Raw genomic sequence first — 12,739 nt, 5'->3', positions numbered from 1 at the left:
CAGAGTAAGATACAGAATTTACATATTTCTGTGTCTACTCTAAAGGGAGCATATCAGAGTTTATTTTGCTCTGCTTAGTGCTTTTTAGTTTAATGAAAGAAAGATAATTTCCTTTTAATTAAAGTTAAATTTTGCTAGCGTCAATATGGGCAATAGGATAAGATAGAGGTAAGTAATACCTTTTACATAGAGTCAGACTGGGAGGGATTATCATGAATAAGGTAACGGTTCTAGGAAGTTTAAATGTTGATACCATCTTGAAAATAAACAGATTACCTAAGCCAGGCGAAACGATGCAGATGAACTCTAAGCAAAATGCTGGTGGTGGTAAAGGCGCTAACCAAGCGATTGCAGCTGCAAGGTGCGGCGCCAAGACAAGCTTTATCGGTAAAATTGGCAATGACGCAAACGGAGCGATGATGCTAGAGCTACTAAAGGAAGCAGAGATTGACACGGACGCTATTACATATTCAGCCAGCGGAACAGGCCAGGCTTTCATCTTACTCCAAGAAAGCGGGGAAAATAGCATTCTTGTTTATGGGGGGGCTAACCAAGAGTTAAGCCTTGAAGATATTGACCAAGCTCAGGCTAAAATAGCCGCAAGTGACTTTTTAATTACACAGTTTGAAACACCGCTAGCCGGGGGTAAGTATGCATTTGAGTTGGCCAAAAGGGCAGGGGTAAAGACGATTTTAAACCCAGCCCCAGCTAAGCAGGTTCCACCTGAAATGTTAAGCTTAACCGATTTGATAACCCCAAATGAAACCGAAGCGCAAGCCCTAACAGGGATTGAGGTTAAAGACGAAGTGTCTTGTCAACAAGCCGCCCAAAAATTACAAGCGTTAGGGGTGAAAAATGTTATTATTACCCTTGGTTCTAAAGGGGCCTTCTATCAGACAAAAACCACCCACGGCTTTGTTCCTGCCTTTAAGGTCCAAGCAGTCGATACTACCGCGGCAGGAGATACTTTCCTAGGTTCCTTAAGCTCACAGCTAGACACTGATTTTACTAACATTGAAGCTGCGATTCGCTTTGCCAATAAGGCGTCTTCGTTAGCGGTCCAAAAATTAGGGGCCATTCCATCAATTCCAACCTACGCTGAAATTAGCGCCAATAACTAATTTAGTTGATAAAACAAAATGCGGATTCCTTGTAAAAACAAAGAATCCGCATTTTTAATTTATTAATGGGCTAATTAATAGTTAGCCACATTTTCGGCTGTTACACCTTCGAAACTAGTATAGACATACAAGTCATCATCACTTGCTCCTTTAAGGTCGGTGACTTTTTTCTTGTTGGCTAAAAGTAAGGCGGCCTTGATGATGGTCTTTCCTTGGGAGTCAGCAGGTTGGTAGGCCGAGAAGGCTAGCTGGTTATTTTGAATCGACCTTTTACCAGCGGCAGAAAGGTCGACCCCGCAGACGATTGGTAATTTACGCTTAGCTTGCTTAAAGGCGGCAATCGCACCTAAGGCCATATCATCATTGTTAGCTACCAAAGCATCGCATGGTTGGTTGGTCTTTAAGAAGAGTTCGGTTAAATGCTGAGCCGTTTTAAGATCCCACTTACCATTGTCTAAAAAGACGTAGTTAACGTTTTTGCCGGCCTTACGTAGGGTGTCTTGAAAGGCGCTAGTTCTCTTTTCAGCGGCCAAACCACTAGGTCCCCTTAAGATGGCCACGTTGATAGTGTCTTTATCACTCGTTTGTTTTAAGACGTAGTTGGCTTGTAACTTACCGGCTAGTTCTTCGTTAGGACCAACATAGATATCTTGGTTAGGTTTAAGTACACTTTTTTCTGGCTGTAAGTTGTAAAAAATAACGGGCGTTTTACCGGCAATGGCAGTGATTTCTTGAGAATTATTGGCTTCAACAGGTCTGATTAAGATGGCCGCGTAATTCATTTTGGCAACCTTTTTAACCTGAGCAATTTGGGTATCACTAGAATCATTGGCATTGTAGATATCGACTTCCATCCCATTTGCCTGAGCATTTTCCTTCATTGATGCAATCAATTTTTTACTAAAGGTATCGTTTTTAGTGTAAGTCATAATCGCAATCTTTTTACCGTTTCCATCAGCTTGGTCATGACCACAGGCAGCTAAGAAGAAACTAGCACAAGTCAGGATTAAGCAGAGACTAAAAAATTTCTTAAGCATTGTTATCTTCACCTCTTAAACTTTGAAATGTTTAACTTGGTTAGCCAAGTCTTTAGCAGTTTGAGCTAATTGTTGAGCTTCCTTAGCCACAACCTTGCTATTACCTGAGATGTTCTTAGCTTGGGCGAGAGTGGTTTCTGAAGTAGCTAAAATTTCATCTGAACTAGCCGCTTGTTCTTCGGAAATAGCGGCCGCGTTAGTAGCGACTTCTTCAATTCCATTAATTCGTTCAACCACTTGGCTAATCATGTTACTTGTTTCGTGAATATTTTGGAAAATAGTATCAAAACTATCAACGGCAGTATTGATTAGGACGGCACTGGAATTGATGTCGTTTACGCTATCGCCAGCTTGCTTAACGGTGTCGCCTACGAGGTCGTTGACTTCCTTGATTAAATCAGAAATCTGTGACACGGAGTTAGCACTACTCTTAGCCAGGTTATTAATTTCGGTAGCTACGACCGCAAAACCTTTACCTGCTTCCCCGGCCCGAGCGGCTTCGATGGAAGCATTGAGTGATAAGAGGTTAGTTTGGTGGGCAATTTCCCCGATAATTTTGACGATATTAACGATTTCACCGGAAGCAGTCCCCACTTTATTGATAGATTCTTGCAGGTTAGTAACAGAATTTTGGATGTTATCGAGGGCAACGACAACTTGTTTCATATCCTCACGACTGTGTTCGGATACTGAAACGGTATCTTCCATTTTGACCTTAACCAAGTCACTATTGTCTTTAGTATCTGTCACCACTTCGGCTAGTTGGCTAGCGTTTTTGGCAATATCGTTAACGGAAATGGATAACTGGTCAACGGTCATGTTAAGTTCATCCATAGATTTTGATTGAGTTTCAGAGGCATCGTTCATTTCATGAGCGACCTTTTCGCTACCAGTTGCTTGGGTTTGTAGGCTGGTAGAAATTTGACTAATAGCTTTAATCATTTGCCGCATGTAAACGATGAATTTATCAACGCTCTTGCCCATTTCTGCAATTTCGTCATTTCCTTTAGTATCTACGTCGACTGTAAAGTCACCGTCAGCCATGGCGGTAATAACTTTAGTCATCTTCTTGACTGGTTTAATTGTCCGGTTAGTAACTCGTTCAACGACGATACACATGATAATTAAGGCCACAATACTGATGGCAATCATGATTAAGCGTAACTTAGAGAGGTTAGCTAAAACAACTTTAGTAGGGATGTAAGAAACTAAGACCCAGTTGGTTCCCGCAATGGTGTGGAAGGCAGTAAAGTCTGTCCCGAGTGTTTGGGTGTTATAGTTACCATGGTCTATTTGCTTAGCCGCTGCCTTATAAATGGCAGGTTGGTCGCTACTTCCGACCTTTTGAGCAACGAAGGCTGAGTTACGGTCGGCCATGACCTTCATAGTATCTTTGTTAACTAAGAAAGCTTGGGCGCCTTTCATCGAAATGTTTGAGTTGACGATGGTTGAAATCCGGTCAAGGGTAAAGTCTGCTCCTAAAATCCGGAGGTTATTTGAACCATCATCGATTAAACCGGTCGCACTGATGACCTTGTGGCCGCCAGCAACGTAAGGGTCGCCAAAAGTCATGTTAACGTGGCTTAACCCTTCCTTAAACCAGGGACTGTTAACGGCGTTAGTGGTGTTTTTAGTTGACTTAGTCGCCTTAATAACAGTGCCATTTTGATCAGCAATGTAAAGGCCGTCAGGGGAATTGGTGTTGAAATTGTAGTAACCGTTAACAATTTTTTGCAACTCTGCATCTTTAGGGTGAGCTTGTTCAATCGCCCTTTTAGCAGCGTTAAAGGATGAGAGGTTTTCGTTCATCCAATTTTCGATGCTAGTTCCTTGTTTAGCAACGGATGTTTCCAATAGTTGTGTGGCATTTTGCTTAATCATCATTGCGGAAACATTGTAGGCGATGATGACTAAGGCGACAATCATTGCACAGGTGATGGGAATAATTGCCAGTAATAATTTAGCCTTGATAGAGAAATTCTTATTTTTCATCAAGTTCTGCCGCCTCCTAAAAAATAATATCTACTTACATACTTTTATATCGGCTAAAAGAATAGAAAAATAAAGGTCAATCCACATAATTAGAAATCTATAATTAATAATTAATTAATTTTTTAAGGATAAAATGCGCTTATTTTGCGTATCTAAATAGTGAGGGGGTAAAAATATGCAGAGTGAATTAAGAACAATTCTGGCAAAGGCAATCAAGCAAAGGGCTAGTGATATTTACTTTCTACCTAAAGATGACTACTTTAGCGTTGGTTTTTCACTAGCCGGCAAGTATTATTTCCAAAGCAAGCTGCCATTAGTTGTTGGCCAACAGTGCTTGAATTACCTGAAGTTTAAGGCGGATATGTCATTAAGTGAGCAAAGGCGGCCTCAATTAGGGGCCTGGGTGTACAAGTGGCAAGGGGAGGTGATTTTTTGCCGCTTATCTACGGTAGGCGATTTTTTGAACCGGGAATCACTGGTGATTAGGTTGATATATGACGGAGTTAAGCAACAACAAGGCTACTTTTTTTCAGATCAGTGGGAGCTAGTTAGGACGGCCTGTCAAAAGCGGGGGATGATTATTTTTGCGGGGCCGATGGGTTCTGGTAAGACCTCGGCAATGTATTATTTTGCAAGGCAACTGCAAGATAAGCAGGTGCTTTGTATCGAGGATCCTATTGAAATTTACGAGCCCGATTTTTTACAGCTGCAAGTAAATGACAAGGCCTTAATGGGTTATGCCGACTTATTAAAGGTAGCCTTACGCCACCACCCAGACGTGTTTATCATTGGAGAAGTACGCGATGAAGGGACGGCTCAAGCGGTGGTTAGGGCAGCTTTAAGTGGGCACTTAATTTTAACGACGGTTCACGCGCAAAGTGCCTTAGGAGTAGTGGAACGTTTAGAAAATCTAGGGTTGAGTCGTGCCGATTTAAACCAAACGGTACAGTTAATTTCGTACCAACGTTTGATACCGACTTGTGATGGGAGCGTCAAGGTGTTATTTGATCAAGTCGATAATCAGACACTGTTAACGGCTAAACCGACCCAAAGGATGTCGACAGAATGGGGGCAGCGTCTTGAAAAGTGTTACCAAAACAAATGGATTAGCTTGGAAATCCAAAAGAAGTACCAAGCAGGTTAAGCGCTGGACTTTAAAAAAGCAGGCGGATTTTTTCAGTCTCTTGGCCGATTTACTTGCGGCGGGTTTTTCCTTAAAACAAGCAATGAGTAACTTAGTGATTTTAAATAATAAGCAAGGCTCGGCTTTAACTGAAATCTTGGCCAAATTAGAGGAGGGGCAGCAGTTGAGTTTAGCTTTAAAGGATTATGTGTCCCAGGCAACCTACTACCAGTTATTGATAGCAGAAAGACATGGGCAGTTAGATGAAAGCATTGCTCAGTTAGGCAAACTTTTAAAAAGGCGGATAGCTCAAAGGGCAAAATTGCAATCCCTACTAATCTATCCCCTATTACTATTGGGCTTATTAGTGCTGATAATTGTTGCTGTGCATGTTTGGTTGCGACCGGCGCTTGCACAATTTGGGATGATGCCTAATCCTGCAGGCCAAATTAATTGGGTAAAGCTAAGTGGGTATTGTTTAGCGGTGATCTTAGTAATAGTTGGGGTGTATTTAGGCAAGTTATTTTGGTGGTGGAAAAAGCAACCAACGTTAACTAAGCACCATTGGTACAGTCAACTCCCTTTGATAGGTAAGTTTTACCGCCAGTACAGTTACTATTACTTGAGCTTCAATTTAGGTTTGCTCTTACAAAGTGGGATGGACTTTCAACAAATTTGTTATTTTTTAGGAGACTTTGATAAGCAGTCGTTGCTGTATCAATTGGGTTTGCAATTAAGATTGTGGTTAGAAAAAGGAGATGAATTAAGGGAATTTATTGCTCTTTACCCGTTTATCCCGCCGGAGTTAGTCTTCTTTTTTAGCAAAGGTCAAACTCAAGCGGAGTTAAGTAAGGAGATTTTACTTTATTCACAGCTAGCGTATCAAAAGTTATTAAGACAGTTGGATAATTTAATTAACCTAGTACAACCCTTGTTATTCTTAGTGATTGCAGCCATTATTATTGGCACCTACCTAGCAATCTTATTACCTTTATATCGGAATATGGGAGGACTTTACAGATGAGAAAAAATTCTACAAAATCAGCTTTTACCTTGATTGAAATGGCAGTGGTACTATTTATCATCAGTTTATTATTACTGATTGTGATTCCAAACGTTAGTAACCAAAAGAAGCACGCGGGCAGTATTAGCGATGAGGCCTTAAAAACAGAGTTGACCACGCAAAGGCAGCTGTATTTAAGTGATAATCCCGAAGCTACTAGTGTAAGCCTTGAAGAACTACAGGCGGCTAATTATTTAACTGCTAGTCAGGTAAAACAAATTAGGGAGCATAAGTTAGATGAAGGTTAAACATAACAAGCAAGCCTTCACCCTAATTGAAATGATAATTGTTCTGGCTTTGGTCTCAGTGCTACTATTGATAGGCTTTTTTCCAGTCAAAACAATGATAGCTTCTTATCAAGAACAACAATTTTGGCGGACATTTAACCAGGCTTGGTCTAAAACGGCTATAACTGCCGAGAGGAAAGGGTGTGTTGCGGAAGTAGCATTTCATAGTAAGGAAATAGAGTTTAGCGACTATGCTGAAAATACTAGGGGGCAAAAGCGGCACAGTCAAATTATAACATTGCCTCCTAGTCTCCAGGTTTTGACTAAGTTTGCTTACGCTGATTTTTATAAAAATGGGGGGACTAAGTTCATGAAGGTCGTGTTTTATTCTAAGCTTCACCAAGTAAAGTATACATTAATCCCACAGGTGGGATATGGAGGGAGGTATCGGCTTGAGGTTACGAAGTAAACAAGGTTTCATTTTAGCGGATAGTTTAGTCGGATTATTGATAGGCATTGTAGGGATGAGCATCTTTATCGGCGTGCAAACTCAATTTGAACCACTCAGAAAAGATGCGGTTCGTGAGGCAATTAACTATCAAAGTTTAGCTGATAAAAGTGAACAGCAGTATTTAGCCAGTAAACAAGGGGGGCTAGATAAGATTGTGGTTAATGGAGTTACGGTCCAAAAAGAGGCATAAGGCCTTTACTTTATTGGAAACTATTATCGCCTTAGTGGTCACTAGTATTGGTTTGAGTTTATTTATGGGATTTATGCTTAATCTAAAAAGCAACCTAAGTAGTGTCCGCCAAGATGATTTAGCCCAAGTCGAGCAATTAGTGAGCGTGTTAAAGACTCGTGGCTTGTCCTTGGAATATAAAGGGACGTCGTTTGGTAACGTTGTTTTTTACAGTCCCCCTCGTCAAGCTAATTACCAACTCAAGTATGAACGCAATAAGATTTGGCTAAATCAAGATGGGCAAGGATATATGCCCCTGTTGTTTGATGTAGAAGCTTTTAAAACTAAGTGGCATGATGAAAATTATACGCTTGATCTAGAGGTTAAATTACACGGAAAGGTGATTAAACGTGAAGTGGTCTTTGCAAAAGCTAAGCCTCTCAAAGAAAAACAGGCCCCTAAAAATGAAGGCTAATCTATTGTTAAGCGGGGCGTTACTGTTAATGCTCATCAGTAGTTTATTATTGGGACAGTGCCTGTACTATCAGTTTCAAATACAACTTTACAGGCAAATTAGCTATGAGAGCCAAGCAAGGTCAATTTATAATTTGGCCAGGATTAATCGGTTACAACCAAAGGAGCAGCTACAAACAAATTTAGGGAGGGCTGCTAACCAAGGAAACGATTATCGGATAACATTGAAGAATGGGTGGATTTATACTTATCCTGCAGCCGACTAGGGCTTTTTCTTGAAAATCAAGGCAATAATCGTTAAACTTATACAAGGAAAATTTGTATGAGGTGACAATTGTGGGAATTGAGAAAATCGAGCAAACATTTACGAGCTTAAAAGAAGCGGTGGCATTACTTCAAAAGGAACTACAAGTTAGTTATCTGGACGCTTTAATTGAAACAGGGGACAACTTATTGGCCAAAGAAGTTCACGTCGAAGACGGCCTTCCCACCGCTGAAGTAAAAACGCGGCTAGAAGAGTTATATGCTAACGCTCAATTGGCCGGTCTAACTACCGAACAGCAGCGGCAAGTAATGCAGTTACTGCTACTTCAAGCTTACAAGCAAGAAAAAATTCAAGCTAACCACCAAATGACTCCAGACACGATCGGCTTTTTGGTGGAATATCTTTTGGAAAAGGTCTTGCCTAAAAAACAAGGGCTAGCTTTGTTAGATTTAACTGTAGGTACCGGTAACCTCTTAACGGCCATTCTTTCAAAGTTAAATCAAAATGGCTGGCCTAAGATTCAAGCTTACGGAGTAGATAATGACGATACTTTAATCACCTTAGCTAGCATGGCCACTCAGATTGAACAAATCTCGGTTGATTTATTTCACCAAGATGCATTAGATGGTTTATTGTTACCGAAGGTTGATGTAGTAGTTAGTGATTTGCCAGTTGGCTATTATCCCTTGGATGAACGGGTAACTCAATTTAAAACGCGGGCAAAAAAGGGTCACTCATACGTGCATCACTTGCTGATTGAGCAAGCTGTTAACCAGTTGAAACCGGCTGGCTTTGGAATCTTTGTGGTGCCTAAAGGCTTATTTGAAAGTCCTGAGGCTAAGGGGTTGTTAGATTATATTCAAGCTAATGCCTATTTGCAAGGGATGTTGAACTTACCTCAAGATTTATTTGCAAGTAAGCGGGGGCAAAAGGCGATTTTATTATTGCAAAAGCATGGAAGCGGCGCTAAGCAGGCTAAGCAAATCTTATTAGGAGACTTCCCTAGTTTTAAGCACAAGGAGCAGTTCCAAGCCTTCTTAGGGCAGATTGATCAGTGGGAAAGAAATAGTTTGATGAAATAAATTCACTTATAGATGAAATAGTTGAGTTTTACTACATGTAACATCTATGTTAGGCTAGTAGTTGTAAACTTCAAGGGACTTGCTTGTCCGCCGGAGTTTAAAACTACTAGTTTTTTGTATATAAAATGAAACGTGAGGAGAAATCATGGCACAAGAAGAATATGCACGTAAATTGAAGAGCAGGCACATTCAGTTGATTGCCTTAGGGGGAACGATTGGAACCGGCTTGTTCTTAGGATCAGGTAAATCTATCCACTTAGCCGGACCATCGATTGTTTTGGCTTACCTATTAACTGGGGGAATTTGCTTCTTATTAATGAGGGCGATGGGAGAATTGTTGCTTTCGGATTTAAAAACCCATTCTTTTATTGACTTTATTGCTAAGTATTTAGGGAAAGAAGTCGGTTTTGTGGCTGGCTGGACTTACTGGATCTGTTGGATTACTATTGCGATGGCCGATGTTACTGCAACTGGGATGTACATTCAGTATTGGTTTCCCGATATACCTAGATGGTTGCCAGGCTTAATTGCGATTGCTATTTTGTTAGGCTTGAACTTGATAACAGTTGGTTTATTCGGGGAAACCGAATTTTGGTTCGCGTTAGTTAAGATTTTGGCTATTGTTGCCTTAATCATGGCGGGAATTGTCATGGTGATTGTAGGGTTTAAAACACCGCTAGGTCACGCTAGCTTAGGCAATTTAGTTAATTATGGTGGCTTTTTTCCAAAGGGTATCAAGGGCTTTTTAATGTCATTTCAAATGGTGACGTTTGGCTTTATCGGGATTGAGATGATCGGCGTTACTGCTTCTGAAGCAGAAAATCCAACTAAGGTAATTCCTAAGGCAATTAATGAAATTCCAACTAGAATTATTATTTTCTACGTTGGCTCACTGTTAGCGTTAATGTCAATCTATCCTTGGACTAAGATTTCCACTACTGATAGTCCCTTCGTTCAAGTTTTTGGTGACATCGGAATTAGTGCCGCTGCCGGGGTGATTAACTTTGTGGTCCTAACTGCGGCAGCCTCCGCTTGCAATAGCTCACTCTTTTCAACTGGGCGGATGCTATTTTCCTTGAATTATGGTAAAGAAGGAAAGTTCGCGCGAAAAATGAGTAGTCTTTCCAGAACACAGGTGCCTGCAAACGGGTTGATATTTTCTGCGGCGGTAATTGCATTAGCAGTAATTGCAGAATTTATTGTCCCTAACGCAAGTGTGGTATTTACCTTTATCTCTAGCGTGGCGACCGTATGTTTCCTATTTATCTGGGGAGCAATTGTCTTGGCACACTTGCGCTACCGGAAGAGTTTGCAAAGACAAGGGTTAGAAAATCCAGTTAGCTTTAAGTTACCCCTCTTTCCAGTAGCTAATTACTTAATTTTATTATTCCTAGCATTTGTAGGGGTCATCATGTGCTTTGATCAAACTACTTTTTATGCGCTATTAGCGGCATTAATTTGGTTTGGTGGCCTGTATATGGCACTCCGTCTTCAAAGGACAAAATAAACTGTAATATGGGAGCGTTCGGCATTTTAGGCGGAACGCTTTTTTTTAGCCTAAATTCGGTGTAAAATTGAAAATAAATATTATTTGAGGAAGTGAGTGTTTGAATTCTGAAAAGAAGGTTCGGCGCGAAGCACAGTTAGCAAGAAAAGCCGAGACAATCAAAGCCTTTGCTAGTGAAATAAGGATGCAAAGCGAAACAGAAATGACGATAGACGGTCATCCTTATGTGTTATTGTTAAACTATCGTCAGGGCTTTCAAATTGAAAAACTTCAAGAACGGTTTAGCCAAATTTTAACTAAATATGATTATATTGTTGGTGACTGGGGTTATGATCAGTTACGCTTGCATGGTTTTTATGAGGTCGGTAGCAAGAAGGGCAGCCCTAGCCAAAATATTGACCGCTTAGAGGATTACTTGTATGAGTACTGCAATTTTGGCTGTGCCTACTTTGTCTTGCGAAATTTAGATGTTCAAAAGCCTGAACCGATTCCGGCAAGTGCCAAAAAGAAGCCGGCTAACCGCAAGGCGCGTGAACGACGCTATAAGGATAAGGCCTACTTAGAAGAACGGGTTTACCCGTTAAAGAAGAAACGGCCCCGGAAATTTAAGCCAGCAAGGGCTAATAACGTCAAGAAACCAGGTAAAAAACGGCATTTTACAATTAGACAGAAAGGTTAAGAAAAAGTATAATGAGAGATTACAAGGGATATTTGATTGATTTAGACGGTACAATTTACAAAGGAAAAATTAAGATACCGGCAGCTAAACGGTTTGTTGAGCAACTCCAGGCAAGAAAGAAGGACTTTTTATTTGTAACCAATAATAGTACTAAAAGTCCGGAGGAAGTAGCTACTAATTTAGCCACCAATTTCGATATTCATGTTAGCCCTGAAAACATTTATACAACGGCGTTAGCGACAGCTGATTATGTGGCTGATTTAGATGAAAAGAAGCGAACAGTTTATCCGATTGGTGAATTAGGGTTAAAGCAAGCCTTATTAGATAAGGGTTTTCGCTTTGAGGAATACCAGCCAGACTATGTGATTGTGGGGCTTGATTATGACGTGACCTACCACAAATTTGAATTAGCAACTTTAGCCATTAAGCGGGGGGCTAAGTTTATTGGGACTAACGCAGACACTAACTTACCAAATGAACGGGGCTTGGTTCCAGGTGCTGGGTCAGTTATTGCTCTGGTTGAATGTTCGACCCAACAAAAGGCAACTTACATTGGTAAACCTGAACCAATTATTATGGAAAAGGCCCTTAAAAAGATTGGGTTGTCCAAAGATGAAGTAATTATGGTAGGCGATAACTATATGACTGACATTAAGGCGGGAATTAATTTTGGCATTGATACGCTCTTAGTCTACACCGGAGTTTCTACCAAAGAACAAGTTGCCAAAATGGACGTTAAGCCGACTTATGAACTGGATTCCCTGGATGAGTGGAGTTTTGATGAATAAATTAAAACTAACAGAGGGCTTACTATTGGTAGTGTTTTATTTAGCAATTTTCAGTGCTTGTATTGCCATTACCATTAACTTCAGGGGTTTATATTACTACTTTGTTTGGCACCAAGATTTAGGTTCAAAAGTAGGACTCAGCAATCACCAGTTAATAACAACGTATCAACGCCTGTTAGCTTACTTAAATTATCCGTGGGTGCAGCAATTAGATTTAGGTCTGCCAACTTCTTTTAATGCCATGCACCACTTTACCGAGGTCAAGGCCTTGTTCTTTAAAAATTATCTGATTCTAGCTACTAGTTTTCCAGTTAGTTGTTGGTGGTTAAAAGGCCTGTGGCAAAAGCGACGGTTATTTATCTTGATTACCCCATGCTATTACTTGCTTTCATTAGGGGTGGTCGTATTGACACTCATGGTTACTAACTTCAATAAATTTTTTGTCACCTTTCACCGGTTACTTTTTGCAAATGATGATTGGCTGTTTGACCCTAAGTTAGACCCAATTATCAATGCGTTGCCTGCCTCTTATTTTTTGGCCGCTTTTAGTTTATTTATCTTGTTAGTATTTATTTCCTTAGTAGGAATTATCGGGATTGCTAGATACCAGTTAAAACACCCATAGAACAAAAAACCTGTGCATCATGGCACTATGTCCTGTCAAGTATACAGTTTAAATATATAAAATAGACTATGCGGTC

General features: G+C 40.5%; 15 protein-coding genes. 13 read left to right on the top strand and 2 right to left on the bottom strand.

Features of this window, described 5'->3' with window-relative positions; all coding sequences use genetic code 11:
- Positions 1-212 precede the first annotated feature (212 nt).
- Positions 213-1,121: a ribokinase gene (rbsK, locus tag FC14_RS02110; protein ID WP_056976163.1), complete on the top strand. Its 909-nt coding sequence runs from the start codon at positions 213-215 to the stop codon at positions 1,119-1,121.
- 74 nt (positions 1,122-1,195) lie between these two features.
- On the opposite strand, the gene FC14_RS02105 is transcribed toward rbsK, so the two are convergent.
- Together FC14_RS02105 and FC14_RS02100 are read right to left on the bottom strand one after the other, a co-directional pair.
- Complete coding sequence (locus FC14_RS02105) at positions 1,196-2,158, bottom strand: sugar ABC transporter substrate-binding protein (protein ID WP_056976161.1); 963 nt, start codon at positions 2,156-2,158, stop codon at positions 1,196-1,198.
- A gap of 15 nt (positions 2,159-2,173) precedes the next feature.
- Entirely contained in the window at positions 2,174-4,150 is a 1,977-nt protein-coding gene (locus tag FC14_RS02100; RefSeq protein WP_235804492.1) for a methyl-accepting chemotaxis protein, read from the bottom strand.
- Between the two features lie 175 nt (positions 4,151-4,325).
- Between FC14_RS02100 and comGA the strand changes: the two genes are divergently transcribed.
- The 12 genes from comGA (at position 4,326) to FC14_RS02040 (ending at position 12,663) form a co-directional block, all read left to right on the top strand.
- Complete coding sequence (comGA, locus tag FC14_RS02095; protein ID WP_056976156.1) at positions 4,326-5,294, top strand: competence type IV pilus ATPase ComGA; 969 nt, start codon at positions 4,326-4,328, stop codon at positions 5,292-5,294.
- Positions 5,230-6,297, top strand: coding sequence for a competence type IV pilus assembly protein ComGB (gene comGB / locus FC14_RS02090; protein WP_235804491.1), 1,068 nt, complete (start codon positions 5,230-5,232; stop codon positions 6,295-6,297). The genes comGA and comGB overlap by 65 nt, the downstream gene beginning before the upstream one ends.
- On the top strand, positions 6,294-6,584 hold the full coding sequence (locus FC14_RS02085) for a prepilin-type N-terminal cleavage/methylation domain-containing protein (RefSeq protein WP_056976154.1): 291 nt from the start codon (positions 6,294-6,296) through the stop codon (positions 6,582-6,584). Before comGB ends, FC14_RS02085 begins: the two co-directional genes overlap by 4 nt.
- The gene (locus FC14_RS02080; RefSeq protein ID WP_056976152.1) at positions 6,574-7,032 is read left to right on the top strand and encodes a prepilin-type N-terminal cleavage/methylation domain-containing protein; all 459 of its coding nucleotides are present in this window, start codon (positions 6,574-6,576) and stop codon (positions 7,030-7,032) included. Before FC14_RS02085 ends, FC14_RS02080 begins: the two co-directional genes overlap by 11 nt.
- Positions 7,016-7,264: a hypothetical protein gene (locus tag FC14_RS02075; RefSeq protein ID WP_056976150.1), complete on the top strand. Its 249-nt coding sequence runs from the start codon at positions 7,016-7,018 to the stop codon at positions 7,262-7,264. Before FC14_RS02080 ends, FC14_RS02075 begins: the two co-directional genes overlap by 17 nt.
- A 13-nt stretch (positions 7,265-7,277) precedes the next feature.
- Positions 7,278-7,718 (top strand): competence type IV pilus minor pilin ComGF, encoded by a 441-nt coding sequence (locus tag FC14_RS02070; RefSeq protein WP_162258655.1) that lies wholly within the window; start codon positions 7,278-7,280, stop codon positions 7,716-7,718.
- The gene (locus FC14_RS02065) at positions 7,708-7,983 is read left to right on the top strand and encodes a hypothetical protein (RefSeq protein ID WP_056976147.1); all 276 of its coding nucleotides are present in this window, start codon (positions 7,708-7,710) and stop codon (positions 7,981-7,983) included. Before FC14_RS02070 ends, FC14_RS02065 begins: the two co-directional genes overlap by 11 nt.
- Before the next feature lie 70 nt (positions 7,984-8,053).
- Positions 8,054-9,064, top strand: coding sequence for a class I SAM-dependent methyltransferase (locus FC14_RS02060; RefSeq protein WP_056976145.1), 1,011 nt, complete (start codon positions 8,054-8,056; stop codon positions 9,062-9,064).
- A 145-nt stretch (positions 9,065-9,209) separates the two neighbouring features.
- Entirely contained in the window at positions 9,210-10,571 is a 1,362-nt protein-coding gene (locus FC14_RS02055) for an amino acid permease (protein WP_056976143.1), read from the top strand.
- 100 nt (positions 10,572-10,671) lie between these two features.
- On the top strand, positions 10,672-11,250 hold the full coding sequence (locus FC14_RS02050; RefSeq protein WP_056976140.1) for a YutD family protein: 579 nt from the start codon (positions 10,672-10,674) through the stop codon (positions 11,248-11,250).
- A gap of 11 nt (positions 11,251-11,261) precedes the next feature.
- Positions 11,262-12,038 (top strand): TIGR01457 family HAD-type hydrolase, encoded by a 777-nt coding sequence (locus tag FC14_RS02045; RefSeq protein ID WP_056976139.1) that lies wholly within the window; start codon positions 11,262-11,264, stop codon positions 12,036-12,038.
- A complete protein-coding gene (locus tag FC14_RS02040; protein ID WP_056976137.1) occupies positions 12,031-12,663 on the top strand; it encodes a TIGR01906 family membrane protein in 633 nt (210 codons plus the stop codon). Before FC14_RS02045 ends, FC14_RS02040 begins: the two co-directional genes overlap by 8 nt.
- Positions 12,664-12,739: the final 76 nt, after the last annotated feature.

It is taken from the genome of Ligilactobacillus agilis DSM 20509 (assembly GCF_001436215.1).
Lineage (GTDB): Bacteria > Bacillota > Bacilli > Lactobacillales > Lactobacillaceae > Ligilactobacillus > Ligilactobacillus agilis.
This window is presented reverse-complemented; position numbering and strand designations above follow the sequence as displayed.

What these genes read in the sequence shown, in the direction of transcription:
- rbsK (WP_056976163.1), top strand. Translation starts at nt 213, where the DNA reads ATGAATAAGGTAACGGTTCTAGGAAGTTTAAATGTTGATACCATCTTG.
- FC14_RS02080 (WP_056976152.1), top strand. Translation starts at nt 6,574, where the DNA reads ATGAAGGTTAAACATAACAAGCAAGCCTTCACCCTAATTGAAATGATA.
- FC14_RS02045 (WP_056976139.1), top strand. Translation starts at nt 11,262, where the DNA reads ATGAGAGATTACAAGGGATATTTGATTGATTTAGACGGTACAATTTAC.
- FC14_RS02105 (WP_056976161.1), bottom strand. Translation starts at nt 2,158, where the DNA reads ATGCTTAAGAAATTTTTTAGTCTCTGCTTAATCCTGACTTGTGCTAGT.
- FC14_RS02100 (WP_235804492.1), bottom strand. Translation starts at nt 4,150, where the DNA reads ATGAAAAATAAGAATTTCTCTATCAAGGCTAAATTATTACTGGCAATT.
- FC14_RS02055 (WP_056976143.1), top strand. Translation starts at nt 9,210, where the DNA reads ATGGCACAAGAAGAATATGCACGTAAATTGAAGAGCAGGCACATTCAG.
- comGA (WP_056976156.1), top strand. Translation starts at nt 4,326, where the DNA reads ATGCAGAGTGAATTAAGAACAATTCTGGCAAAGGCAATCAAGCAAAGG.
- FC14_RS02065 (WP_056976147.1), top strand. Translation starts at nt 7,708, where the DNA reads ATGAAGGCTAATCTATTGTTAAGCGGGGCGTTACTGTTAATGCTCATC.
- FC14_RS02040 (WP_056976137.1), top strand. Translation starts at nt 12,031, where the DNA reads ATGAATAAATTAAAACTAACAGAGGGCTTACTATTGGTAGTGTTTTAT.
- FC14_RS02085 (WP_056976154.1), top strand. Translation starts at nt 6,294, where the DNA reads ATGAGAAAAAATTCTACAAAATCAGCTTTTACCTTGATTGAAATGGCA.